This is a genomic window from Morganella morganii (assembly GCF_019242955.1).
Classification (GTDB): domain Bacteria; phylum Pseudomonadota; class Gammaproteobacteria; order Enterobacterales; family Enterobacteriaceae; genus Morganella; species Morganella sibonii.
In genome coordinates this window covers 780,246-806,653 of sequence record NZ_CP066129.1, presented here as the reverse complement: position 1 = coordinate 806,653, position 26,408 = coordinate 780,246, and the positions used below count along the sequence as shown (strand labels likewise).

Sequence of the window (26,408 nt, the reverse complement as noted above, 5' to 3'; positions counted from 1 at the left end):
CAAAATACATCAGATTAAAGAATAAATACGGGATTATATGCTGATAAATAGCCGGATACGCAGTTTTTCGTGACTGATATCACGGGTTCACATCACACTTTTTTATTTATGCATAACATAATGCATACAAATCACATTCAATAATATATTTAAATCAAATAGTTAGATAAGTATTTTTATCTCTTTTCACCTCCGGACAATTTCTTGCTTCATTCCCCCTTATCCGCCCTATTTTTTATTCCCCGGAGAAAGTTTTTCTCCGGATTCTGAAAATACCCCTGAATTGTGAAAGGATTTTTCTGCTGCCCTTTCGGTACACTGAGCCACATAACGGATTCGCGTATTTAAGGCTGAAAAATGGCAACACATCACACCCCTGATCAATGGAATAATTTTGTCGCAGTATTGCGTCAGTCAGTCAAACCGGCGACAGGCTGCACCGAACCGATTTCACTGGCGCTGGCTGCCGCAAAAGCAGCCGCATGCCTGCGCGGTGCACCGGAACAGATCCGCTGCTTTGTATCTCCGAACCTGATGAAAAATGGTCTTGGTGTCACCGTTCCGGGAACAGGGATGACCGGCTTGCCGGTCGCGGCAGCACTCGGGGCTATCGGCGGACAACCGGATGCCGGTCTGAATGTGTTGTGTGGTGTGACCGCAGACGATATCGCGGCCGGAAAAGCCTTTCTCGCCTCCGGTGCGGTATCGGTGGAAATCAAAGAACCGTGCAGCCACGTCCTGTACTCCGAAGCCACGGTATACAGCGGTGACGAACAGGCGACAGTCACTATCTGCGGTGATCATACCCATGTGACAGAAATCAGTCACAACGGCACCATTATTTACCGGGATGATGCCATCACGCATCAGGGCGGCAGTGATAATCCGTTTGCCGGTGTCTGCACCCGTGATATTTATGATTTCGCCACTCAGGCACCGGTTTCGATGATCAATTTTATGCGGCAGGCCGCTGATCTGAATGACGCACTGGCCCGCGAAGGGATGTCTAACCCGTACGGGTTACAAATCGGCCGCTCGCTGGAGAAACAGCGTGAGCGCGGACTGCTGTCAAAAGACCTGCTGTCCGACATTATGATCCGTACCTCTTCAGCCTCGGATGCCCGTATGGGCGGCGCACAACTGCCTGCGATGAGTAACTCCGGTTCCGGTAACCAGGGGATCGCCGCAACCCAGCCGGTAGTGGTGGTAGCGGAATATTTACAGGCGGATGAGGAACAGCTTATCCGGGCCCTGACATTATCCCACCTGATGGCGATTTATATTCACAGCCAGTTCCCGCCGCTTTCCGCGCTGTGTGCGGCCACCACGGCCTCCATGGGTTCCGCGGCCGGTATTGCATGGTTATTTGAAGGGAAATACGAGCCGGTGGCGATGGCTATCAGCAGCATGATTGGTGATATCAGCGGGATTATCTGTGACGGTGCATCCAACAGCTGCGCGATGAAAGTCTCCAGCGGCGTCAGCGCAGCCTATAAAGCCGTGCTGATGGCGATGAACCAGCAGTGTGTCGGCGGTAATGACGGCATCGTCTGCAACGGCGTGGATCAATCCATCGCTAACCTCTGTGCGCTGGCCAGTCTCTCTATGCAGCACACCGATGTGCAGATTATTGAAATCATGGCAAACAAGGTAAAATCAGCCTGATTTTTCCGGGTTTGGCTTTTTAAGGAAGCCCCCTTTCCTTTACCGGCCGCACCGGCCGGTTTTTTCATGCTTTCAGCGCTGTTATCACGCTGTCAGAGTGGCAAACGCATTGCGGATTTCCTGCTCCGGCAGCTGCATACCGATAAAAATCAGCACACTCTGTTTTACATCATCCTCACGCCATTCGCGGTCAAAATCCGCACTGTACAGGCGCTGGACGCCCTGGAACAATAAGCGGCGCGGCTCATCTTTAATCCAGAGTAACCCTTTGTAACGCAGCATATTATCGGCATAGCTGAGTAACAGGGTTTCCATGGCGCGGGAAATCGCACTGATCTCCACCGGTTTATCCATGGTGATCACCAGTGACTGAATATCATTTTGCTGTTTCGGCGCAAAGCGGAACAGCGGTTTGCTGATTTCCACATTATCATCCAGCATAAAACCGCCGACATTAAACAGCAGGTTCATGTCGATTTCACCGTTAACCACTTTATATACCGGGGCTTTGGCGTTAATCCGCTGCAAACGGGCCAGCAGCGCCTCATTATCCGGCTCAACGTCTGTTTTGGTCAGCAGAATGCGATCCGCGTAGCCGATCTGCGCCTGGGCGATAGTAAACTGATCCAGCTGCTGCTGTGCATGCACCGCATCCACCAGCGTGATAATGCCATCCAGCACATAACGCTCACACAGTTTCTCATTGGAGAAAAAGGTTTGTGTGATCGGCCCGGGATCGGCCATCCCGGTACATTCAATCACCAGACGGTCAAAATCGATTTTGCCGCTGTCCAGGTTTTCGCACAGGTCGAGTAATGCATCTTCCAGCTCACTTGAGCGGCTGCAGCAGATACACCCGTTACTCAGGGTTTTTATCTGCGTGGCGCGATCACCGATAATTTCATCATCAATCGGCACCTCACCGAATTCATTTTCAATCACGGCAATTTTCTGCCCGTGCTCCTCGTGGAGAATATGGCGCAGCAGTGTGGTTTTTCCGGCTCCCAGAAAACCGGTCAGAATGGTCACGGAGATAGGTTGCATAATCGAGTCCTTCTTACAGACAGACAGCGGAACAAAGGCTGTCAGAGTAACAAATAACACGGATAATAAAAAAATATCCCCGCACAATGTGACTGACATCATACGGGGGATGAGATTTCAGCGTTACTGCATGCTGTTATCAGTGTGAGGAGGAGACTTTAATTCCCTCTTCCGGAACAGGAATATACGGTGTTTCGCTGTCAGTACGTTCCGGATTTTTGCTTGCTTTCATCGCGGTACGGATACCGTAGAAGATGATGCTGTACACAACGACCAGGAAGATAATACTCAGCCCTGCGTTGGTGTAGTTATTCACCACGATGTGCTGCATATTGGCAACCTGTTCAGGGGTTAATGCCCCGCCTTCCGCGATGCGGCGTTTGTACTCGCTTGCCAGCCAGAAGAAACCTTCCAGTTGCGGGTTGTCACTGAACAGTTTCAGGCCCAGCGCCCAGGTGGTACAAATCAGCAGCCATACCGCAGGGATAGTGGTTACCCAGATATATTTGCTGCGCTTCATCTTAATCAGGACAACGGTGGACAGAACCAGTGCAACAGCGGCCAGCATCTGGTTGGAGATACCGAACAGCGGCCACAGGCTCTTAACGCCGCCCAGCGGATCAACCACGCCCTGATACAGCAGATAACCCCACAGACCCACACAACCGGCAGTACCGATCACACCGGCAATGAAGGAGTCGGTTTTCTTCAGGAACGGAACGAAGTTACCCAGCAGATCCTGGAGCATAAAGCGGCCGGAACGGGTACCCGCATCCAGTGCAGTCAGGATAAACAGTGCTTCAAACAGGATACCGAAGTGATACCAGAAGCCCATATCCGCCGCAGGAATGATTTTGTGGAACACATGCGCGATACCGACCGCCAGTGTCGGTGCACCACCCGCACGGTTGAGGACAGACGGCTCACCGATATCTTTGGCGGTCTGTAAAATCTCTTCCGGCGAGATAACAAAGCCCCAGGAACTGACTGTTGCCGCAGCCTGCGCGGTCACATCTTTCAGCTGCGCCATGATCATCGGTGCATCAGCGGTGCCGAGGTTATGCAGATCCGGCATGGTGATACCCAACGCGGCAGGCGGGGTGTTCATCGCGAAATAGAGACCCGGTTCGATAATGGATGCTGCAACCAGCGCCATCACCGCCACAAAGGATTCCATCAGCATGGCACCGTAACCGATATAGCGGGCATCAGTTTCACAGGCCAGCAGTTTCGGTGTGGTACCGGATGCAATCAGGGCGTGGAAGCCGGAAACCGCACCACAGGCAATGGTAATAAACAGGAACGGGAACAGAGCACCTTTCCAGACCGGACCGGTTCCGTCAACGAACTGTGTCATCGCCGGCATTTTCAGGTCAGGGTTAAGAATTACGATCCCCACTGCCAGACCGACGATAACCCCGATTTTCAGGAAGGTCGCCAGGTAGTCACGCGGTGCCAGAATCAGCCACACCGGCAGCAGTGCGGAAACAAACGCATAGCCGATCAGCGCATACGTGATCGTGGTATCTTTAAAGGTCAGCGCAGGGCCCCAGTACGGGTCTGCGGCAATCACGCCACCGAACCAGATAGCGGCAACCAGCAGCACGATACCGATGACAGACACTTCACCAACCCGTCCCGGCCGGAGATAGCGCATGTAGATCCCCATAAACAGGGCAATCGGTACGGTCGATACGACGGTGAACACACCCCACGGACTTTCTGCCAGTGCTTTCACCACAATCAGGGCCAGCACGGCGAGGATGATGATCATAATCAGGAAACAGCCGAAGAGCGCGATAGTGCCCGGCACGGTTCCCATTTCTTCTTTAACAATCTCACCCAGAGATGCACCGTTACGGCGTGAGGAGATAAACAGCACCATAAAGTCCTGTACCGCCCCTGCCAGTACCACACCGGCCAGCAGCCAGAGTGTGCCCGGCAGATACCCCATCTGCGCGGCAAGTACCGGCCCGACTAACGGACCCGCACCGGCGATCGCGGCAAAGTGGTGACCGAACAGAACGTTACGGTTAGTCGGAACATAGTTCAGACCATCATTATTGATGACCGCCGGTGTTGACCGGGTCGGGTCCAGTTTCATAACCTTTGTTGCGATATACAGACTGTAGTAGCGGTACGCCACCAGATAGACTGATATCGATGCAACAATGATCCATAATGCACTGACATGCTCGCCGCGGCGTAAAGCCACAACGCCGAGACAGAAAGCACCTATAATCCCCAGGATAAACCAGGGTATGTGCTTAAATAAGCGATTAGAGTTCATAACGCACCTTAAATGTGACTGTGATAATCAAAATGATCCGTATCCGTACGGAAAAAGTGTTTCAGCCCGAATAAAATAGAAACTTCCTGCAAGTGTGTTTTATGATAGGAAAATCAAGGCGGGAAACGGGGATTATCCCGTAAGCGGTTATATAGCCGATTAAGCGGTCACTTTTTGCCGCCGGGCGGTTTTATCCGTCCCCCGGGGCGGTAAAATTTGTGATCGGGTTAACGTTATGTTTTTTAAATTTTTTCATGCTTTTTGTTAATTTTTTATGAAACTGTGCTTTTATCCGTTTTTCTCCGTAATTTATGACCAGAAACCGACAGAAGACCGTAACCGATATGACTAAAAAATCCGGCACACCTTCCGGCAATCTCCGTGCTTATGCCGATAAGCAGACACAACGTAATATGTTGTTTCAGCGTGTTCTCCGCCTGCTGACGTTCAGTGTGCTTTTTCTGGCCGGCTTTATCATTTATCAGACATGGCAGACACAACAGAACGATGTCTATGCGGACGGGCAGATAACCGGTTACCTGAAAACAGAAGTGCGCGATACCCGTTCAGGGCAGCAGCTGGTTGGCTGGCCGGTGGTGAAATTCGTGACGGCGGATAATAAAATCGTGACATTTACCTCACCGGATCATCTGTTATGTCAGACGCAGTGCGAAAATGGCCCGATTGGTGTTTATTATCAGAAAGATAATCCGGGAAAAGCGCAGATTGCAGACTTCGGTGCGCGTTACGGTGAAATCATTGTCTGGAGTGTGATCGCCTTTATTCTGCTGGTGACCTATATTCTGCACAGCCGGCGGCTGCGTATTCTCGCGCGCCGCCGTTACGGCAGTCCGTCATAACGGGAGAGGCGTCCGGTCAAATCCGGTGATCAGGCCATTGGTATCGATACGGAACCAGCGGCCGCCGGTCCACCAGGAGTGTTCGCCGTCCCCTTTTGTCACACAGCGCACACCGACCTCAGCCACACCATTCTTATAAGGATGCGCACAGTCATAAATCGCCGGAATCACCAGTTTCCCGGTTACGCTGTCCGCGAAGCCGATTTTATCGCCAATCTTTATCCTGTATCGCCCTTCTGACGCATAATCCGGCCCGTTATCGAAAAAATACGGCTCATAAGGCTCCTGAAGCGAGACATCCTTAAAATGAAAGCCGTAGCTCTTCTTATCCTGATACAGACAGAGCTGATACGGATTTTCCGGCCTGAAACAATTATCTGCATCGTCAGGGTTTTCCGCATGTGCCCGCACCCAGCCGCGGGCTTTTTCTGCCTGCACATCCGTACCGGCAAAGGCGGTCAGCGGCAGCAACATCACAAATACGATTCCCGGTATTCTGCATTTCATCGGTTATTCCTCAGCCTGACCACGGTCTGTGATGCCTTCCTCCTTCTTATATATACGGGATATATACGGGAAGGCCATCACCGATATTACCCCGGTCAGCCGGTGACGACCACCGACGCCGCTGCCTGTTTTGCCGCCGCCACCGCTTCCTGTACGGTCGGTGCCAGTGCCAGCGCCACGCCCATGCGCCGGTGGCCGTCAATCTCCGGTTTGGCAAACAGACGCAGTTGCACGGTCCCTGTCAGAGCCTGTTCCAGCCCGCTGTAACGGACATCATCACTGCTCAGTGACGGCAGAATGACCGCTGAGGCTGCCGGACGGTACTGAACTATCTCTCCGGCCGGTAACCCGAGAAACGCCCGCACATGCAGGGCAAATTCAGAAATATTCTGTGAAATCAGCGTGACCAGTCCGGTATCGTGGGGACGCGGGGACACTTCATTGAAAATGATATCCTCACCGCGGACAAACAGTTCGACACCAAACAAACCATAGCCGCCCAGACCGTTAACGATAGTCGCCGCCACCTGCTGCGCCTGTGCCAGAACCGTCTCCGGCATAGCCTGCGGCTGCCAGGATTCACGGTAATCCCCGCGCTCCTGACGATGACCGACCGGTGCACAGAAATGCACACTATCTGCCGCACGGACAGTCAGCAGGGTAATTTCATAATCAAAATCAATCATCCGCTCGACAATAACCCGCCCTTTCCCGGCACGTCCTGCCTCCTGGGATGCAAGCCAGGCATCATGCAGTGTACTTTCATCACGGATGATGCTCTGCCCTTTACCCGATGAACTCATCACCGGTTTGATAATACAGGGAAATCCGATTTCACCGGCGGCGCGGATAAAAGACGCCTCATCATCGGCAAAACGGTATTCTGATGTCATCAGCCCCAGTTCTTCTGCGGCCAGGCGGCGGATACCTTCACGGTTCATCGTCAGTTTTACCGCATTGGCACAGGGCACAACATGAAAACCTTCCTGCTCAAGCCGGTACAGCGTGTCTGTCGCAATGGCTTCTATTTCCGGCACAATATGATCAGGCTGTTCTTTCCGGATAACCGCTTCCAGTTCCGCGCCATCCAGCATATTGATCACATAGCGGCGGTGCGCGATATGCATCGCCGGTGCATTGTCGTAACGATCCACCGCGATCACCTCAATACCGAGGCGCTGACACTCAATCGCCACTTCTTTACCCAGTTCACCTGCACCCAGCAACATCACCTTTGTTGCACCCGGGCGTAATGCCGTACCTAATGTTGTCATCACTGTCACCTGTTCATGAATACCGGAAAATTGCGCGCCATTATATACGCAATCGTTTGCCTTAGTCACGAAATAAGCAGATAACCGGCCATCACAGTGATCGGCGGGATCGTATCCCCAGAGCGGCTTTAGCCGTATTTTTCCGGTGATGGCGGATAAGCGACAGAATACAAAACAGTAATCCCAGCCAGATTAATGAGAAGCTGACACCTTTCACGGAATCAAAATGCTCATTAAAGAGGAATACCGCCAGCAGGAACTGAATGGTCGGCTCCAGATACTGCGCCAGGCCAATCGTCGTCAGTGTGGTGGAACGCACCGCCGCCGTGAAGAACAACAGCGGCAGCAGTGTGACAGGCGCTGTCAGAATAAAGCAGATGCGGGTAAAGGTATCCGCTGTGCTGAACGTGCCCGTTCCGCTGCCTGCCGGCCAGAAATACAGTGCAATCGCCACCGGCAGCAGCCAGAGGCTTTCAATCAGCAGTGAGGTCGTCAGATCATAGCGGATAAATTTGCGGATAAACCCGTAAAGCGCAAAAGCGGACCCCATTATCAGTGCCAGTTTCGGCAGGCTGCCATACTGATAAAGCTGATAACCGACACCGGCGCAGACAAAAATCAGTGCCGTTTTTTCTGCCGGCTTCAGTCGTTCATGCAGGAAAGTCACGCCCAGTAAAATAGAAAACAGCGGCGTAATGAAATACCCCATACTGGCTTCCAGCACCAAATCATGTGTCATTGAGTAGGTAAACGTGCACCAGGATATCGCCATCACACTGGTACTGAGCAAACAGAGAAGCAATGAACGCTTATCCTCCCATACCGCTTTTATCCGGGTACGGTTTTTTAAAAAGACACGAACAAACAATAGCAGCGGAATTGACCAGAGAACACGCTGGGATAACAACTCTGCGGGCTGCGCACCGGGCAGCAGGCGGTAAAAAAGCGGAGTGATCCCCCAGAGAAAATAAGAAAAAATCGCCAGCATTGCGCCGGATCGTAAAAACATGGTTCAGCCAGTCCTGTTTATCATTATGTTATGGTTATCATACCCCCCTGCCTTAAAAATCCCATGAGCCTGCTCAATTTATTACCTGCCTCAGTTTGACTCCGGACACGTCATATTATATTCACCGGGACCGATACATTTACCACGCAGTTATAACTATGAAATATCAATTTCGCTTGATTTTCAAACTGGTAACGTTAACATAATAAGTATTATTAACAGTCCGTTTTTGGGTATAATTCCTAATATTTGATGTTAACGTTAACTTTGAGTAGTTATAGCTAGATAGATCCCCTGATTTTTTATACCCTTAAAATCAGAGTCATTCATAATGTATTGATGATAAAAGATAAATAATCATTTAATGTTCATTTTAATGACAAACAGAGTAACACATCAGACATTTACCTCCGGAGATTGAAAAATTTTTCGTGCGGTAGCTTTGTCTCTGAAAAATGTCGTTTCCTTTTTTTAATTGATTATTTTAACGTTAACATTAAGAGATAAGTAATAATAACTACCTCTTTTAGAGTCAAAAACAAAGAAACAACATTAAAGTATGAAATTAAAAGTTTTGTGTTTAGCCCGGACGGAATTAATACTTAATGTTGCGCTCAAAGCAACAGATAAATCCGTAATTGCAAAAATAGCAGTGCACTGATTTTCTCCGGCAGCCCCCTTTGGGTTAATTAAAAAAATTAACCAAACGGGAACAGGCAAATGCAGGTAAAAAAGAGAAAGGATAACGGAGACACCGGAGTGTCAGAGAGAATCTCTGCTGAGTATCCGGCAGGGGACATAAGTCATCCCGGATGGTTCCCGTTCTTCAATAAGATGCAGTGCCGCCGTTTCACCCAGCAGGTGATACGGAGAGCGGATAGTTGTCAGCGGGGGATAAAAAAATTCACCTGTGCCGGCCATATTTTCAAAGCCGAGGACACCGGCCTGTTCCGGAATAGAAATACCGCGGGTTAATAACACCTGATACGCCACAAAGGCTATCTGGTCATTACCGCAGATAATACAGTCAAATAACGGAGAGTTACCTTCCGTGTAATGATCTATCAGTGTTACAACATCCCGGTAATGGATATCGGATAATGCCATGTTGTGCTGGATCAACTGACTTACTGACAACCCCGCATTCAGCCACGCATGCTGAACCGCATCCCGGCGCAAACCGGATGAAAGGCATTCTGCAGGCGGCCAGAGACAAAGCGGACGGCGGTAACCCCGCTGAATAAGATATTCAGTCGCATCATACTGGCCATGGTAATCATCCGGAATATAGGCCGGTAATACGCGGTTACCGGGGTCAAAGCAATTTGTTAATACCAGTTTTTTATCGCGGAGTAACTCAGGGATGTTTATCTCACAGAGTTGTGCACCGGTGATAATAATACCGTCGGGACGGCGGGAAAGAATTTGACGGGCTGCGCGGGTCAGTTCATCTCCGGACGGGATATTAACAACAAAACTGTCCCAGCCGTATTTTTCTGCACACTGTTCAATAGCAAGCAGTATTTCGACAGAAAATGGTGCTGAGGCTGTACCGATTGCTAATACACCCACGCATGACAAATTTGTATTTTTACCTCTGATTTTACGGGCTGATAAATCCGGCACATAATTCAGAACATCAATAGCATGCTGAACCTGTTTCAACGTCTCAGGCTTCAGTAAATCAGGATTATTTATCGCCCTTGAAACAGTCATCAGTGAGACTGATGCCATCCGGGCAACATCTTTCAGTGATGCCATATTATTGTCAGTAGAAAATAAGTGTTTGTTCTGTAGTAAGAAAAAAAAAGAAAAACATGAACTGACACTTATAACATATTACGTCTTTAACCCCAAGGGCAAATGTAAATGTTTATTTCATAAAAAGTCCTGTTAAACCCTAAATGAAACGATACAAAAACCAACTTAACCATTTATTTTATAAAGATAAAATAAAAAAACCACTACATTGCTGTGGCTTTACTGCTCCAAAACACACCGATTAAGCAATGAAATTTACTTATCCATTTAAACATTTTATCGACGTTATTTTATCTACAATACTCAAAATTTTTGTAGATAAGCTTAAGTAATTATTCCCTTATTTTTATCCATTAATATCACTTTATTTCTGTTTTCTATTTTAATTAAGGAGTAACTTATGGATGCTGTTATCCATTTAATCAATTGTGCGGATTTGCCAAGCAACAATATCAATTTTATGCTTGACGATATGAATTGCGAAGTAAAATCTTATTCATCTGAGCAAACTTTTCTGAAGTATTACATCAATACACCAAAAGAACATGCCCGTGAATGTATTATTCTGGAGGTCGGAGAATCATCTGCTGAAGCATTCTATCTTATTGATGAACTTAAACGTCTGAGAAGTATTATCCCGGTCATTGTCATCACAGCCTATCCGTCTTTTGAAACCTGCCGCCGGGCATTTAAAGCCGGTATTCTGGAATTTTTCAAAAAACCAATTAACTCTGAGTTGTTAGTTAATGCAATTCACGATGCGTTTCATCAGTATGAAAAAAGTCTCAATAAATACCATACCTATCAGCGCCTTAAGGATAAATTCAGTAAGTTATCCGCCCGTGAAAAAGAAGTCATGGATATGATTCTGGAAGGAAATACCAGCAAAGAAGCAGCTCAGAAACTGTCACTGTCTCCGCGTACTGTTGAAGTACATCGCTCTAATATGTATACCAAACTGCGCATTAAATCATTACCGCAACTGGTTCAGGAATATGATTTTTATAAAAACTATTCCGATTCAGTCTGAGTATTTCCGGTTTTATAATGTCTTATATATTTCATTTTTGTAGTTAATAAAAATACCGATGATTTTACCTTTTTTTTGCTTCCTTAACTGTTTCTGATGCTTCACTGTTAATACAGAGTTTCATTGTTACCATATTCCGGATTGCAATTTTGTTACCATTAGTGACAATTTGTAATATAGTGATGATCCACCAGGGTCTTGCTCAAATATTAATAACACATACTGGCAGTCACATATTCCGGAAAGCCGGATGTAATGAGCCATGAAAGGCTGCAATAAAGATACAAAACTTAATTAACAGAATTTAATGCCAATGCACTCATTTTAATATTTTGTTACAAATAGGATACAACGTATTCTGCCCTCGTGGTAAGTAAAAAGATGTCATACCCTGCCTGAAATTACTCTCTCTGTTTATCCCCTTCTCTTCTGAGTACATTTATGCTGACGTTACTGATCAGCAACAATGATACCTTCGCTGTTATTTCCTGTATTTTCTCCTTTTCTGCAATCATTCTCTATAAAAAAAGCATCCGTTGCAGGATGCTTTCAGTATTTACATAATTACCGGATTATTCTATTTTCAGCACATTCAGTTTGATAATAGACATTGAATTCGGCGGGACCTGTCCCGGAATACCTTCAACACCATAGCCCCCTTCCGGTTTAATATAAACGTCCACAGAGCCGCCGGCTCCCACAAGAGCAACGAATTTTGCCAGATCACCCGGTAATTCACTGAACGGGATAACCGCAGGTGCGTTTACAGGATGCGAAACCGTCACTTTACCGTTAGTTAACTCTTCATGCATTGCAAACGTGATAGTTTTATCTTTCAGGGCTTTATATTTTTGTCCCTGTTTGGTGATGCGGTAATACACGTTCGGTGTCATTTTAGCGTAATTCTGCCGCTCCAGCCGGGCAACCAATTCCTGATTTTTCCGTTTATTCAGCTCACCAACCTGCTGATTAGTATAAGCGACCACCGCTTTATTCTTTTCTTCTGCTTTTGCAATCTGCGTATTCAGATTGGTATTTTCAGCCCGCTGTGTACTGACAACCGCTTTCTGCTTATCTATTTCTTTCTGTAATGCTGTATATTTCGCTGAGAGCTCCGCATTTTCCTTCAGCTTCGCAGAGGCTTTGGTGAGTTCAGCATCTTTATCTGCCAGCAATTTTTTCTGACTATCAAGCTGAGCATTCAGCCTGGTTAATTCCGCATCTGATTTCGCCATAGCTTCAATCTGCTGCGTTTTTTCTTTTAACGCTTTATCCAGCTGAGCGGTCCGCTGCTGTTCTGCGGCTAATTTTTTATTCAGCCCGGCGTTATCATCCTGAACAGCACTATTCTCTTTATCTGAACCGGATACTTTTGACGACAACAATTGTTTATCCGCCGTCAGCTGCGCAATTTTTTGTTCAAGCGTCGCTTTATCCACCGTCAGTACGGACACTTCTTTTTTCAGATTATCCCGCTGACGGATATTATCCGCCTCACTGCTCTGTAACTGTGCCGTCAGCTTAAGCTTATCCGCTTCACGCTGCTGTAATTCTTTTTCCAGTGTCTGCAACTGAGCAGTTAATTTTGCATTACCGCTGTTTTTGGCGTCCAGCTGTGAGATCTGTTTTTCCAGCGCTGTTTTATCAGCAGCCAGCGTGCTGAGTTCTTTTTTCAGCTTATCGCTCTGTGTTGCAGCGTCTTTATTCTGACTTGCCAGCTGATCTGCCAGTTTCTGTTTTTCTGCATCACGCTGTTTCAGTTGCTGTTCCAGCGCATTAAGCTGCTGAACCATTTTGGCCATATCCGCATTTTTATTGCTCAGCTGCGCAATATTTTTCTCAGCCTGTGCCTGCGCTTCTGTCAGCCGGGAGATTTGTCCGGTCAGTGCCACTTTATCTGCGGTCAGTGCGGTCAGATTTTTTTGCAATTGTGTATTCAGTTGCTGGTTATCGGTCGTTTTTTGCAATAACTCAAGCGCGGCCAGCTGTTTTTCTGCCTCAGTTTTTTTCAGCTGCTTTTCAAGATCAGCAATCTGTGCTGCAGCCTTCTGCATTTCTGCTGTTTTTACATTCAGCAGTTCTGTATTTTTAGCTGAAGCTGAGCTTTTATCTGCCGTCAGTGCTGTGATCTGTTTTTCCAGTGCGGCTTTTTCTGCCGTCAGGCCATCGAGAACTTTTTTCAGTTCCGCACCCTGTTTTGTACTGTCGTTACCCTGCGCAGCCAGTTGTGCAGCCAGCGCATTTTTCTCCGCATCGCTTTGTTTCAGCTTATCTTCTGTAGCCGTCAGCTGTTGCGTAATTTTTGCAAGATCGGTATTTTTACCCGCGAGCAGTGCGAGGTTCTTCTCTGCCTGGCTTTTCTCTGAATCCAGCTGTGCAATCTGTTTTTCAAGCACAGATTTATCCGTTGTCAGCGTCGTGATCTGTTTTTTCAGATCCGCCGACTGTTTGCTGTTTTCCGTTTCCCGGGATTGCAGTTTTGCTGTCAGCAGCTGTTTTTCCGCATCCTGATCTTTCAATTGTTTTTCCAGCTCAGTCAGCTTCTGCGCCACTTTTGCCATATCGGCATTTTTATCTTCCAGCAGTGCACGGTTTTTATCTGACAGCGCTTTTTCTTTATTCAGTGCCGCGATCTGTTTTTCCAGATCCGCTTTTTCTGATGTCAGTGTGATCAGATCTTTTTTCAGCGCATCACTCTGTTTACTGTTTTCGCCGCTCAGTGCGAGAATCTTGTCATTCAGCTGCTGTTTTTCCGCATCCCGCTGTGTCAGCTGTTTTTCCAGATCAGCCAGCTTGCGCATAACGTTTGCCATATCAGCATTTTTGTCTGCCAGCAGTGCGAGATTTTTATCTGACTGCACTTTTTCCTGATTCAGTGCCGCGATCTGTTTTTCCAGATCTGCTTTTTCTGATGTCAGAACCGTCACCTGACTTTCCGCCTGACCATGACGCGCCAGGTTTTCACTTATCTGCTGATTGAGTGAATCAATGGTTTTCCGGTTTTTTTCCAGCTCTGCGGTAAGGCTGGCGTTATTTCCCTGTGCCGCAGCCTGTAACTCATTGTTTGCCAGAGTCAGACTTTTCAGCTCCGTCTCTTTTTTCGCAATATCGGCGAGGGCCTGTTCATAATCACGCTGAACATTCCGGTACTTTTCGTTCAATGACGCCAGCTCGCGTTTCACATCCTGTAGTTTCAGGCGGGTGATACGCAGTTTTTTCTGCGGGTCCGACGGGATAAACCAGGTTTGCGGTTCCAGCACACGGGCAACCGTCAGCGGTAAATCAGAGAAATACGTCATTGAACGGAAAGGTTCACCCAGGACGGCAAACAGGACTTCCGGTGTGAGTGTCAGTGAGGAGGTCATACGGCCGGGAACAGGTGAGAACACAAACCCCCGGTGTTTCCCGCTCCATTTCTGGCTGTCGCGAATCAGATAAGCCGGTGACCACTGCGGATATCCGACCGGAACAGGATTTGTCACAACAACCGGTTCCCTGACCACAATGGTTTCGCATTGTGCCGGTACGGATACCGGGGTCGTTGTGCTGCGTTCCTGCACGGATGAAACCGTGCGTTTTTCTGTGCGGACGGTACTACGTTCGCGCTTACGCTGTGACTGAGTGGCTTTCCCTGCCTTTTTTACTGCCGGTGTAACCCGTCTTTCGGGTTGCCTGTTAGGTTGCTTTACTGATACCGGAAAATTGCCTGATTCTTTTTCAGTCTGAATATAACGGTCAAAATCTTCGATAACCTGATTAAATTCAGATGCAGTTGCCGGTTGCACTGCCGCAAATAACGCGACAGTAATACACAACCTAATGTTCAGTCTCATAACCCGTTAACCTTCTCCAGGGTATTCTCAATAGACAGAACAGAATAATAACGAACCTGCGCGCACATCACTTTGGTTTTCGCTTCAATCGACATTTTCAGTAATTTAAGCGTATCCGGGCTGGCGGTTCTTTCGAGCTGACGATACAGCCTGTTGATCTGGCTGATTTCACTGAAACCGGCGACCATCTGACTGTAATCTTTCGGAGAGATAGTTTTGAGCGAATCGAGTTCTTTGACACACATACTCAGCTCAGGCGAAATCTGTCCGGAAGGTTGCTGTAATTCAGGTTTTGGCAAAGGTGCTGTTGTTCTCACCGGCTCCTGCATTACCGGCTGAACCGGTTGTGCCGCAGGCTTCGGCGCAGGGGGTGTCATTAATGAACAGCCGGACAGGGTTACAACGCCTCCTAACAGGAGTATCCCCGCCATTTTGTTCAGTGCTGTCTTGGATAACATAGTTTCACCTTAGAGAAATAATTTGGCCACTGCTGCGTTGTGCAAAAATAGGCACCAATTGTATAGCCAGAGCCTGGGAAAATAAACTCTGACGTGTCACAACTCAGGCTTATGTAACATACACTACGTCGCGGGCGAGTCTGAACTATTCGTTTTTTGTTATCCGAACACCTTACTGCAGCCGCACAATCTGAATTTCCGCGCTTGTCAGCGTCAACGATTTGGCGTCGTTATTATTCTGTTCTGCCTGTCTGTTTATCACAGGCCGAGAACATAAATTAGTCAGTTTACTGTACAAAACCGCCCCGGACATTTACCGGACAGCCTGTAACAATTCTTAAAAATAAGTATCAACCGGTATCCGTATGTCAGAAAAAGAATAGGGGCATAATTGTACCGGAAGCGGCATTATATCTTATTCACGGATAAAATCGATTAACAGCCGCAGACAACCATTCTGTAAATACGAAAATAAAATGACACTTACAGAATAAACAGATAACCGGCTGTTATCCGAGATGATTTGCAGAAGTATAAATGAATTATCCTGTTATGGATTCTCTTTTTTTCAATTATGCGAGCGGGATTCAGTTCCTTTTTCAGGCTGATTACTATCATTATTTTCTTAGCAATCTATTATCTTCTCATAATTAAAAAGTGACAGAATTTATCAGGTTTATTACACATAATATGATTAGTAACACTATCAAACTGTAAATTATCATTCTGCTTCTCAGTCCTCCCGAAATTATCAATTCAGATATATATTTCTCTCAATATGAGAGAAAGACCGGCAGGAAAATCCGCTGTTCCCTGCCTGCTCCTCTTATTTTTTTTACCTCAGTCACAAATCCCCCGATAACTTACTGTTTTTCTCTTTGCTGGCGTATTTATTGCTTGTTTTTGTACATGCTTACTTTTTCCTGAAACCGGAGAAATAATAATGTCTGAAGCAGTCGGAAAACGCGTGCTGGGTACACCGTACCTGCGCGTTGATGCCCTGAGCAAAACATCAGGGCGGGCGCGCTACACGGATGATCTGCCGATGCCGGGTATGCACTACGCCAAATATGTCCGCAGCACTATTGCTCACGGAACAGTGACCTCCGTTGATACCTCCCGGGCGCTGGCCATGCCGGGCGTGGTCGCGGTATTTACCTGTGATGACGTGCCGCAGATCCCGTTCGCCACCGCCGGTCACGCCTGGTCTCTGGAGCCGTCTAAACGGGATGTGGCAGACCGCCTGCTGCTGAACCGCCATGTGCGCCATCACGGTGATGGTGTGGCGATTGTGGTTGCCCGCGATGAACTGACCGCCGAAAAAGCGGCGGCGCTTGTCAGCGTCACTTATGACGAACTGCCGGTTATCACCTCACCGGCAGCGGCGCTGGCCGACGGTGCCCCGCCAATCCACAGCAGCGGTAACCTGCTGAAACGCACAGCCATCAATGCGGAAAGTGCCAGAGCGACAGTCAGCCGGTCGCCGTTTCAGTTCCGCGGCCATTTTGATACCCCGGTTGTCCAGCACTGCCATATGGAAGGCGTCACCTGTTATGCCTGGCAGGAAGCGGATAATAAGATTTCCGTGGTGTCGAGCACACAAATCCCGCACATTGTCCGTCGTGTGACAGGCCAGGCGCTGGATATACCGTGGTCGCATATCAGGGTGATTAAGCCTTATATCGGCGGGGGATTCGGTAATAAACAGGATGTGCTGGAAGAGCCGATGGCAGCCTGGCTGACCCTGAAACTCGGCGGTATTCCGGTGAAAGTGGAACTGAGCCGCGAAGAGTGTTTCTTTGCCTCCCGCACCCGTCACGCCTTTCATATCGATGCGGAAATGGGACTGAGCGCCGACGGCACCCTGAACGGCTATCATCTTGATGTGCTGTCCAATACCGGCGGCTATGCCTCTCACGGACACTCAATTGCCGCCGCCGGCGGTAATAAGATCCCGTATCTTTATCCGCGCTGTGATTACGGCTATTCCGCCGCCACCGTCTATACCAACTACCCGTCAGCGGGGGCAATGCGCGGCTACGGTGCCCCGCAGGTCACGTTTGCTCTTGAATGCCTGATGGATGATGCCGCCGCACAGCTGAATATCGACCCGGTGGATATCCGTCTGCGCAATGCGGCACGGTCAGGAGACTGTAATCCGGTTAATAAAAAAACCATTTACAGTGCAGGGCTGATTGAGTGCCTTGAGCGCGGTAAAGAATTGTTCGGCTGGGATGAACGCAAAGCGGAAGCACTGGCAACACGCGGGGATATCCGCCGGGGTGTCGGCGTGGCCTGCTTCAGTTATTCATCCAATACCTATCCGGTCGGCGTGGAAATCGCCAGTGCCCGTCTGCTGATGAACCAGGACGGCAATATCAATGTGCAGGTCGGCGCAACGGAGATCGGTCAGGGCTCGGATACCGTGTTCTCACAGATGGTGGCGGAAACCCTCGGTGTGCCGGTCAGTACCATTCAGATGATTTCCACCCAGGATACCGATATCACCCCGTTTGATCCCGGCGCCTTCGCGTCACGGCAGAGTTATGTCACCGCACCGGCACTGAAAGAAGCGGCGCTGTCACTGCGGCAGAAAATTCTCGATCACGCCTCGCTGATGACACATCAGGCCGCCTTTAATATGACGATTCTGGACGGCAATGTGGTGCTTGAGGCACAGCCGGATGTGGTTGTCACCACCGTCGCGGAAGTGGCTATGCACAGTTTTTATCATCAGGAAATCGGCGGTCAGCTTTCTGCCGAATCCTCTCACAAAACACAGACCAACCCGCCGGCGTTCGGCTGTACCTTTGTGGATATCACCGTGGATATTCCGATGTGTCAGATAACCATTAACCGGATCATTAATATGCACGACTCCGGCCGTATTCTGAATCCGCAGCTGGCAGAAGGCCAGGTACACGGCGGGATGGGAATGGGGATTGGCTGGGCGTTGTTTGAAGAGATGCTGATCAACGAAAAATCCGGGGTTGTCCATAACCCGAATCTGCTCGACTACAAGATGCCGACCATGGTTGACCTGCCGGATCTGGAGTGCGGGTTTGTCGAAACCTACGAGCCGCAGTCCGCCTACGGCCATAAATCCCTGGGCGAACCGCCGATTATTTCACCGGCGGCCGCTATCCGTAATGCCCTGCGCATGGCGACGGGGATTTCTGTCAATACTATCCCGCTGACACCAAAACGGCTGTACCGGGAATTTGTCAATGCCGGGCTTATCAGGGGGTAACTGCCATGTATGATTTTGAAACGTATCACCGCGCGGAGAGTATCGCACACGCAGTCTCACTGCTGACGGACAATCCGCAGGCCAGACTGCTGGCGGGCGGAACGGATGTGCTGATCCAGCTTCATCACCTCAATGAACGCTTCCGTCATATTGTTGATATCCATGATTTACCGGAACTGCGCGGGATCAGCTGCGATGAGGCGGGACATATCCGCATCGGTTCCGCGACCACCTTCTCCGAACTGATTGACAGCCCGGTGATCAATCAGTGTCTGCCGGCGCTGAGTGAAGCCGCAGCCACGATTGCCGGACCGCAGATCCGCAACGTTGCCACTTACGGCGGCAATATCTGTAACGGCGCCACCAGCGGTGACTCCGCCTGCCCGTCACTGATTTATCAGGCGGAACTGGAAATCGCAACCCCGGACGGCATCCGCCGCAGACCGCTGCGCGGTTTCCATACCGGGCCGGGAAAAGTGGCCTTTGAACCGGGTGAACTGCTGATTGCGTTCCATTTTTCACCGGAGAATTACCGCAATAAGGGCTCTGCCGCTTACAAATATGCCATGCGCGGCGCGATGGATATCGCCACCATTAACTGCGCGGCGCTGTGTGATATCAGAGAAGGACGTTTTGAGGAACTGCGCCTTGCTTTCGGTGTTGCGGCACCGACGCCGGTCCGCTGTGAACACGCGGAAGCGGCCGCGATCGGGAAACCGGTCACCGCAGACACCCTGAAAGCTGTCAGTCAGGCCATTGAACAGGATGTCGCCCCGCGTACTTCGTGGCGGGCAGAAAAAGAGTTCCGTTTACACCTGATCCGTGTCCTGAGCGAACGGGTGATCCGCGCCGCGGCTGAACGTACGGGAGAAAAAATCGCATGAATATCAAAGAATGGAAAACCATCAGCTGCACACTGAACGGCCAGTTACGGGAACTGACAGTATCACCGGCGGCCCGGTTATCGGACGTCCTGCGTGAACAGGGACTTATCAGTGTCAAACACGGCTGTTCTGTCGGTGAATGCGGTGCCTGTACGGTGCTTATCGACGGTATCGCGGTGGATACCTGCCTCTATCTGGCGGTCTGGGCAGATGGTAAACAGATCCGTACCGCCGAAGGTGAGATGAAACACGGGAAACCGTCTGCGGTACAGCAGGCATATGCGGACGGCGGCGCAGTACAGTGCGGGTTCTGCACCCCGGGCCTGATTATGATGACCACCGCTCTGCTGGAAAAACACAAAGGGCAGACCCTGACCATCCGTCAGATCCGCCACGGCCTGGCCGGTAACCTGTGCCGCTGCACCGGTTATCAGATGGTTGCCGATGCGGCAGATAAACTCCAGCGGAATCAGTAAACCGCAGAAAACAGATACCGCGCCCGGCGTCAGGGTTGCGGTGTCTGTTGCTGCAAAAGCACCGGCAGGGCATGCTCTTCCCCCCAGCTTTTCAGCATCAGTAAGATCGGCACCAGCGACTGCCCGGCGTCTGTCAGGCTGTATTCCACTTTCGGCGGCACCTCCGCATAGACCTTACGGTGGACAAGCCCCGCCATCTCAAGCTCCCGTAACTGTTTTGTCAGCATACGCGGGGTAATAAATATCAGGAGCCGTTTCAGCTCATTAAAGCGTTTGGTGCCGCTTATCAGATGGTAAAGGATCATTCCCTTGCCCTTCCCGCCCATCATTTCCAGCGTTGCCTCAACCGGACAGGCTTCATAGGCATACGATTCATAACGTGTCTTTCTGACAGTATCCATTTTGTACCTATATACCAAAAATGTACGTACTTGTTAAAAAAATATCGTAGTTTATCATTGCGCCAATTAATGTAAATTACCTTATAAGGACGTCATCATGACCATCACTCAGGCTGTAATGCAGCGTTATTCCACCAAATCATTCGATCCGGCGAAAAAAATCAGTGATGAGGTGATGAACAGTATCAAAACATTGCTGCGCTACAGTCCGTCCAGCGTCAATATCCAGCCGTGGCATTTTATTATTGCGGCCAGTGAGGAAGGAAAAAACCGGATCGCGGCATCCACCCGCCCGGGTTTTGAATTTAATACCGCAAAAATCACTGATGCCTCTCACGTTGTGCTGCTGTGCGCAAAAACAGACGTTGATGAAGCCTACATGAACAGCGTGCTGGAGCAGGAAGATAAAGACGGCCGTTACGCCACGCCGGAGCACAAAGCAATGAATAACGGCGGCCGGACTTTCTTTGTTAATCTCCATAAAGAGACACTCGGTGATCTGCCGCACTGGGCGGCAAAACAGGTTTTCCTGAACATGGGGACATTACTGCTGGGTGCGTCCGCACTGGGTGTGGATGCCGTTCCGATGGAAGGGATGGATTTTGATACCCTGGATACCGAATTTGGTTTGTCTGCCAAAGGGCTGGCACCGGTGGCTGTTGTGTCGCTCGGTTACCGCAAAGAGGATGACTTTAACGCCGCACTGCCGAAATCCCGTCTGCCGGAAGCGCAGATCATGACCATTATCTGATACAAAAAAGCCGCACGGTAACTACCGTGCGGCTTTGGCACATATTTCTTCTTCCGCTTACTGCTACCCGGCGGATAACTCGTACTTTTTAATCTTCCGGTACAGCGTGGCGATACCAATCCCCAGTTCTTCTGCCGCCTGACGTTTATTGTCATAGCGTTGCAGTGCCTCGCGGATCATCTGTTTTTCCATCTCTTCCAGCATGGTTTCCCCGTGCAGTGCCGGATCCTCATCCGCTGCTGCCGCAGGTACGCTTCTGACCGGAATGGTAATTTCGCTGCGGTGGATATCCCCGGTATTCTGAACCGGTGCGGCCGTCCCGCTTATCACCTGCCCCGCATGTCTGGCGAAGTTCGGCGGAAGCAGCGAAATATCAATCACTTCCCCCGGCGGCACCACGTTAACCAGATATTCCATCAGGTTACTCAGTTCACGCAGGTTACCCGGCCACGGCCATGCATTAATGACCGCCATCACTTCATCCGAAATCCCCGGATACACCAGGCCGAGGCGCTTGGTATGCACATTGAGGAAATGGTGCACCAGCAGTTCCACGTCGCCGTAACGCTCACGCAGCGGCGGCAGGGCAATCGGGATAACATTGAGGCGGTAATAGAGATCCTCGCGGAATTTGCCTTCGCTGACAAACTGCTCCAGATTCTGGTTGGTCGCGGAAACAATCCGGATATCCACCGGAATTGTCCGGCTTGAGCCAATCGGCTGCACTTCACGTGATTCTATCGCACGTAATAATTTCGCCTGAACAATCAGCGGCATATCGCCGATTTCATCAAGGAACAGCGTGCCTTTATCCGCTGCCTGGATCAGACCCTGTTTTCCGTTGGCGGATGCGCCGGTAAAGGCGCCTTTCACATAGCCGAATAATTCACTTTCCAGTAACTGCTCCGGTATCGCCGCACAGTTGATGGCGATAAACGGTTTTTCACTGCGGTTACTCAGTTTGTGAATCGCCCGTGCCACCACTTCTTTTCCGGTGCCGCTTTCGCCGGTAACCAGAATACTCGACGGGCTGGGCGCCACACGGGAAATCAGGTGTTTCAGCTGACGGATAGGCTCGGATTCCCCGACCAGATGTTCAATCATCAATCCGTTTTCATCGCGGCGCACTTCATTCATATCAATCGCCGCATGAGACTGATGGAACGCCATCAGGAACATCTGACAGCCGTTAACCACATGAAGCTGCCCGATAATAATATTGCTCTCCCCTTCCCAGGAGACAATATGCTGCAAATGCCCGCGGTTCAGACTTTTGAAATAGGTCAGCGGGCGGATGGCAATGGTTTTGCCGGAAATCTTCTCGTACGGGACACTGAGGATTTTCAGAGCATGCGGATTGGCAAATTTCAGATGATTTGCCTCATCCAGGATCAGAACGCCCTGATCCATAAACTCTATCAGGCTCAGTAATACCTTCTGCGAGGCATTACGTCCTTCCTGCTCATCCAGCAGTTTGGCAACAAAAATATTGGAAATATGCTGCACATAATCCGAGAAGTCATGGATGTTATCCCGGATACGCTCCTGCTGTTCGGATGTGACGGCCACCAGGCTGATCACCCCGATACAGCGATCCTGAAAAATGATCGGTGTACCGATAAACGCTTTCTCCTTGCAGTTATCTTTATCCGCACAATTCATACAGAGCGGATCAAAACAGGAGTGCGTGACGATCTTTTCTTTTTTGGTGTCCAGCACATAGCGGAGCAGCTGGGAATTATTGGTCAGACGATGTCCGAGGTGCTGGTTAAACAGCCCCGTTCCGGCAATCCTTGTCAGTTTGTCATCAACGATTTCAACATCAAGCTGTAACACACTGGCGAGCATCTTGCTGAAGTGAACAATCGTCGGCTGTATCTGCATCAGCACAGATAGTGATTTTTCAGTAATCATGCTTACGACTTCCTATGCTCTTAAAACGACATAACTAAAAGAAAGTACATAACGCGACAATTTAATGATTTTATTATAGTTATTTATCAGCAGGCTGAATTCCCCCCCCGCTGATAGCACGAGACTGCCAGATTTTTATCACCGAAACTCCAACGTATGTACAAAAATCACACTTTTCTTCAGATTTGATAATGAAACTGGAATCTCCGTCACTCTATTTTATCAATATGATAAATCCGCCGGGCTGTTTATCATTCTGGCCCCGGTTCCGGTGGTTCAGCTCTCTCACCGGTCTGACTCCGGTGACTTTTCGCCGCTGATGAAAATAAGATTTATTCGTATTTGTCATACATAAACAGGTCATTACGCCCTGATAAGTGTGATCACCCTCCCGATTCCGCCCTGCGTTTCCCCGGCAGATCATTCCGGCTGATTTGGCATGCTTATTGTTAATAGTCACAGTACACATGCAGAAATGCCTTCTTCTCACTGCATATTCAATTGTCACCGGCCATTTCACATAGGATTTAAAGATGAAAAACGTTAATGAATTATTGAAAGATATCGCCAGACTGAAATCGAATCTTCATCAGAAGGATTTTTTACTTACCTGGGAACAGAGTCAGGATGAACTGACGATGGTGCTTGATATTGCAGCCGCACTGAAAGGGCTGCGTGCCGATAACATCGCAACCAACGTATTCACAAATGGCCTCGGCATCTCTGTTTTCCGTGACAACTCCACCCGTACCCGTTTCTCTTATGCCTCTGCACTGAATATGCTCGGCCTGGCCCAGCAGGACCTCGACGAAGGTAAGTCACAGATTGCCCACGGTGAAACCGTACGTGAAACGGCCAATATGATTTCATTCTGCGCGGATGCTATCGGTATCCGTGATGATATGTACCTCGGCGCCGGTAACGCCTATATGCGTGAAGTGGGCGCGGCACTGGATGAAGGTTTTGAAGAAGGCGTACTGCCGCAGCGTCCTGCACTGGTTAACCTCCAGTGTGATATCGACCACCCGACACAGTCTATGGCTGACCTGGCCTGGTTACGTGAGCACTTCGGTTCACTGGAAAACCTGAAAGGCAAAAAAATCGCCATGACCTGGGCGTATTCACCAAGCTACGGCAAACCGCTGTCTGTACCGCAGGGTATCATCGGTCTGATGACCCGTTACGGTATGGATGTCACCCTGGCGCATCCGGAAGGTTATGACCTGATCCCTGACGTTATCGATGTGGCAAAAAATAACGCCAGACAGTCCGGCGGCAGCTTTAAACAAGTCACCTCCATGGAAGAAGCGTTCAAAGATGCGGATATCGTGTATCCGAAATCCTGGGCGCCTTACAAAGTCATGGAAACCCGTACCGAACTGCTGCGCGCCAATGACCATGACGGCCTGAAAGCCCTTGAGCAGCGCTGCCTGGCGCAGAACGCCAACCACAAAGACTGGCACTGCACTGAAGAGATGATGAAGCTGACCAAAGGCGGCGAAGCGCTGTACATGCACTGTCTGCCTGCGGATATCACCGGCGTTTCCTGTAAGGAAGGCGAAGTGGAAGAAGCCGTATTCGAAAAATACCGTATCGCCACTTACAAAGAAGCCAGCTGGAAGCCGTATATCATCTCCGCCATGATTCTGGCCCGCAAATTCCCGCAGCCGGCCCTGGTTCTTGAGCAGCTGCTGAAAAACGCACGTAAACGTATTTTATAAATCCGGAGCCCGGCCGTCACCGGCCGGGTTATTTTCCCGATGATATGAGGTGAGGCTCTATGTCTGTCTTCTCACTGAAGTTAGATATTTCAGATAACCGTTATTTCAACGGTAAACACTCCCCGCTTTTTTCCCGTGAAGAAGCACATAAAGCGCTGAAGTTTCATGAGAAAATTACGGGTTACCATCCGACGCCGCTGTATGACATGACCGATCTCGCCGCTCTGTTCGGCGTGCGCAATATCCTGGTGAAAGATGAGTCACAGCGTTTTGATCTGAATGCATTCAAAATTCTGGGCGGCTCTTATGCTATCGCCCATCTGTTGTGCGAAAAGTACAACATGGATATTGATGATTTCTCTTTCGAGAAACTCAAAAACACCCTGACTGAAAAAATGACGTTCGCCACCACCACTGACGGCAACCATGGCCGTGGTGTGGCCTGGGCGGCACGCGCTCTGGGTCAGAAAGCGGTGGTGTATATGCCGAAAGGCTCAGCACAGGAACGTGTTGATCACATTACCGGCCTCGGGGCGGAGTGTATCGTCACAGACATGAACTACGACGATACCGTCCGTCTCACCATGGAAAATGCCAAAAAACACGGCTGGCTCGTGGTTCAGGATACCGCCTGTGAAGGCTACACCAAAATTCCGACCTGGATTATGCAGGGCTACACCACGCTGGCTGCCGAAGCCGTTGCCCAGATGAAAGAGATGAAGATTCAGCGTCCGACTCACGTGCTGTTACAGGCCGGTGTGGGTGCGATGGCCGGCGGCGTGCTGGGCTATCTGGTCGATGAGTTCGGGGCAAAAGATCTGCACTCCATTATCGTCGAGCCGGAACTGGCTGACTGCCTCTACCGCTCCAGCCTGAAAGGCGAAATCGTCAATGTCGGCGGTGATATGGCCACCATCATGGCCGGTCTGGCCTGCGGTGAACCGAACCCTATCGGCTGGGATCTGATGCGTAACTGCGCGACACAGTTTATCTCCTGTGAAGATGCGGTGGCCGCCCTCGGCATGCGTGTCCTCGGTAACCCGTACGGCAAAGACCACCGCGTGATTTCCGGTGAATCCGGTGCCGTCGGTCTCGGCGTGCTGGCTGCGGTTAACTATCATCCGGAACGTGCGGAACTGATGGCAAAACTCGGCCTGAACAGTGATTCCGTCATCCTCGTGATCAATACCGAAGGTGATACAGATACCAAACATTACCGTGAAGTTGTCTGGGAAGGTAAAAACCCGGCGCAGAAATATTAACTAATTGGAGTATTGAAA

19 protein-coding genes are annotated in these 26,408 nt (G+C 49.6%); 9 read left to right on the top strand and 10 right to left on the bottom strand.

Features of this window, described 5'->3' with window-relative positions; genetic code table 11:
* Positions 1 to 357 precede the first annotated feature (357 nt).
* Positions 358 to 1,665: an L-cysteine desulfidase family protein gene (locus JC793_RS03580; RefSeq protein WP_218427513.1), complete on the top strand. Its 1,308-nt coding sequence runs from the start codon at positions 358 to 360 to the stop codon at positions 1,663 to 1,665.
* An 84-nt stretch (positions 1,666 to 1,749) separates the two neighbouring features.
* Here JC793_RS03580 and yjiA read toward each other — a convergent pair whose 3' ends face one another.
* Together yjiA and JC793_RS03570 are read right to left on the bottom strand one after the other, a co-directional pair.
* Entirely contained in the window at positions 1,750 to 2,709 is a 960-nt protein-coding gene (gene yjiA / locus JC793_RS03575) for a GTPase (protein ID WP_052927130.1), read from the bottom strand.
* Between the two features lie 139 nt (positions 2,710 to 2,848).
* A complete protein-coding gene (locus tag JC793_RS03570; RefSeq protein ID WP_046892077.1) occupies positions 2,849 to 4,999 on the bottom strand; it encodes a carbon starvation CstA family protein in 2,151 nt (716 codons plus the stop codon).
* A 344-nt stretch (positions 5,000 to 5,343) separates the two neighbouring features.
* Between JC793_RS03570 and JC793_RS03565 the strand changes: the two genes are divergently transcribed.
* A complete protein-coding gene (locus JC793_RS03565; RefSeq protein ID WP_046892076.1) occupies positions 5,344 to 5,859 on the top strand; it encodes a DUF3592 domain-containing protein in 516 nt (171 codons plus the stop codon).
* Here JC793_RS03565 and JC793_RS03560 read toward each other — a convergent pair.
* From JC793_RS03560 to JC793_RS03545, 4 genes are all read right to left on the bottom strand, one after another.
* Positions 5,854 to 6,366 (bottom strand): WG repeat-containing protein, encoded by a 513-nt coding sequence (locus tag JC793_RS03560; protein WP_247717314.1) that lies wholly within the window; start codon positions 6,364 to 6,366, stop codon positions 5,854 to 5,856. The genes JC793_RS03565 and JC793_RS03560 overlap by 6 nt on opposite strands.
* Positions 6,367 to 6,461: 95 nt before the next feature.
* Complete coding sequence (purT, locus tag JC793_RS03555; protein WP_218427511.1) at positions 6,462 to 7,640, bottom strand: formate-dependent phosphoribosylglycinamide formyltransferase; 1,179 nt, start codon at positions 7,638 to 7,640, stop codon at positions 6,462 to 6,464.
* A gap of 91 nt (positions 7,641 to 7,731) precedes the next feature.
* Positions 7,732 to 8,649 carry an EamA family transporter RarD gene (gene rarD, locus JC793_RS03550; protein ID WP_166707076.1) on the bottom strand — a complete coding sequence of 306 codons (918 nt, stop codon included), beginning with the start codon at positions 8,647 to 8,649 and terminating at the stop codon, positions 7,732 to 7,734.
* A 762-nt stretch (positions 8,650 to 9,411) separates the two neighbouring features.
* A complete protein-coding gene (locus tag JC793_RS03545; RefSeq protein WP_218427510.1) occupies positions 9,412 to 10,410 on the bottom strand; it encodes a LacI family DNA-binding transcriptional regulator in 999 nt (332 codons plus the stop codon).
* 400 nt (positions 10,411 to 10,810) lie between these two features.
* Between JC793_RS03545 and JC793_RS03540 the strand changes: the two genes are divergently transcribed.
* A complete protein-coding gene (locus JC793_RS03540) occupies positions 10,811 to 11,440 on the top strand; it encodes a response regulator transcription factor (RefSeq protein ID WP_046892072.1) in 630 nt (209 codons plus the stop codon).
* 572 nt (positions 11,441 to 12,012) lie between these two features.
* Here the strand turns inward: JC793_RS03540 and JC793_RS03535 are convergent.
* Both JC793_RS03535 and JC793_RS03530 read right to left on the bottom strand, forming a co-directional pair.
* Positions 12,013 to 15,273, bottom strand: a complete 3,261-nt coding sequence (locus JC793_RS03535) for a hypothetical protein (RefSeq protein ID WP_218427508.1) — start codon at positions 15,271 to 15,273, stop codon at positions 12,013 to 12,015.
* Entirely contained in the window at positions 15,270 to 15,731 is a 462-nt protein-coding gene (locus JC793_RS03530) for a YuaE family lipoprotein (protein WP_046892070.1), read from the bottom strand. Before JC793_RS03530 ends, JC793_RS03535 begins: the two co-directional genes overlap by 4 nt.
* A gap of 943 nt (positions 15,732 to 16,674) precedes the next feature.
* Between JC793_RS03530 and xdhA the strand changes: the two genes are divergently transcribed.
* Genes xdhA through xdhC form a run of 3 tightly spaced genes read left to right on the top strand, consistent with a single transcriptional unit; the run spans position 16,675 to position 20,341 of the window.
* Entirely contained in the window at positions 16,675 to 18,981 is a 2,307-nt protein-coding gene (xdhA, locus tag JC793_RS03525; RefSeq protein ID WP_166707073.1) for a xanthine dehydrogenase molybdenum-binding subunit XdhA, read from the top strand.
* Positions 18,982 to 18,986: 5 nt separating this feature from the next.
* A complete protein-coding gene (gene xdhB, locus JC793_RS03520) occupies positions 18,987 to 19,865 on the top strand; it encodes a xanthine dehydrogenase FAD-binding subunit XdhB (protein ID WP_046892068.1) in 879 nt (292 codons plus the stop codon).
* The gene (gene xdhC, locus JC793_RS03515; protein ID WP_054425041.1) at positions 19,862 to 20,341 is read left to right on the top strand and encodes a xanthine dehydrogenase iron sulfur-binding subunit XdhC; all 480 of its coding nucleotides are present in this window, start codon (positions 19,862 to 19,864) and stop codon (positions 20,339 to 20,341) included. Before xdhB ends, xdhC begins: the two co-directional genes overlap by 4 nt.
* A gap of 29 nt (positions 20,342 to 20,370) precedes the next feature.
* On the opposite strand, the gene JC793_RS03510 is transcribed toward xdhC, so the two are convergent.
* The gene (locus JC793_RS03510) at positions 20,371 to 20,742 is read right to left on the bottom strand and encodes a winged helix-turn-helix transcriptional regulator (protein ID WP_052927114.1); all 372 of its coding nucleotides are present in this window, start codon (positions 20,740 to 20,742) and stop codon (positions 20,371 to 20,373) included.
* 97 nt (positions 20,743 to 20,839) lie between these two features.
* On the opposite strand from JC793_RS03510, the gene nfsB reads away from it, so the two are divergent.
* Complete coding sequence (gene nfsB / locus JC793_RS03505) at positions 20,840 to 21,493, top strand: oxygen-insensitive NAD(P)H nitroreductase (RefSeq protein ID WP_218427506.1); 654 nt, start codon at positions 20,840 to 20,842, stop codon at positions 21,491 to 21,493.
* 63 nt (positions 21,494 to 21,556) lie between these two features.
* On the opposite strand, the gene JC793_RS03500 is transcribed toward nfsB, so the two are convergent.
* Positions 21,557 to 23,407 (bottom strand): sigma 54-interacting transcriptional regulator, encoded by a 1,851-nt coding sequence (locus tag JC793_RS03500; RefSeq protein ID WP_166707069.1) that lies wholly within the window; start codon positions 23,405 to 23,407, stop codon positions 21,557 to 21,559.
* 533 nt (positions 23,408 to 23,940) lie between these two features.
* Between JC793_RS03500 and ygeW the strand changes: the two genes are divergently transcribed.
* Together ygeW and dpaL are read left to right on the top strand one after the other, a co-directional pair.
* The gene (ygeW, locus tag JC793_RS03495) at positions 23,941 to 25,128 is read left to right on the top strand and encodes a knotted carbamoyltransferase YgeW (RefSeq protein ID WP_046892063.1); all 1,188 of its coding nucleotides are present in this window, start codon (positions 23,941 to 23,943) and stop codon (positions 25,126 to 25,128) included.
* A gap of 59 nt (positions 25,129 to 25,187) precedes the next feature.
* A complete protein-coding gene (dpaL, locus tag JC793_RS03490) occupies positions 25,188 to 26,390 on the top strand; it encodes a diaminopropionate ammonia-lyase (protein ID WP_218427504.1) in 1,203 nt (400 codons plus the stop codon).
* Positions 26,391 to 26,408: the final 18 nt, after the last annotated feature.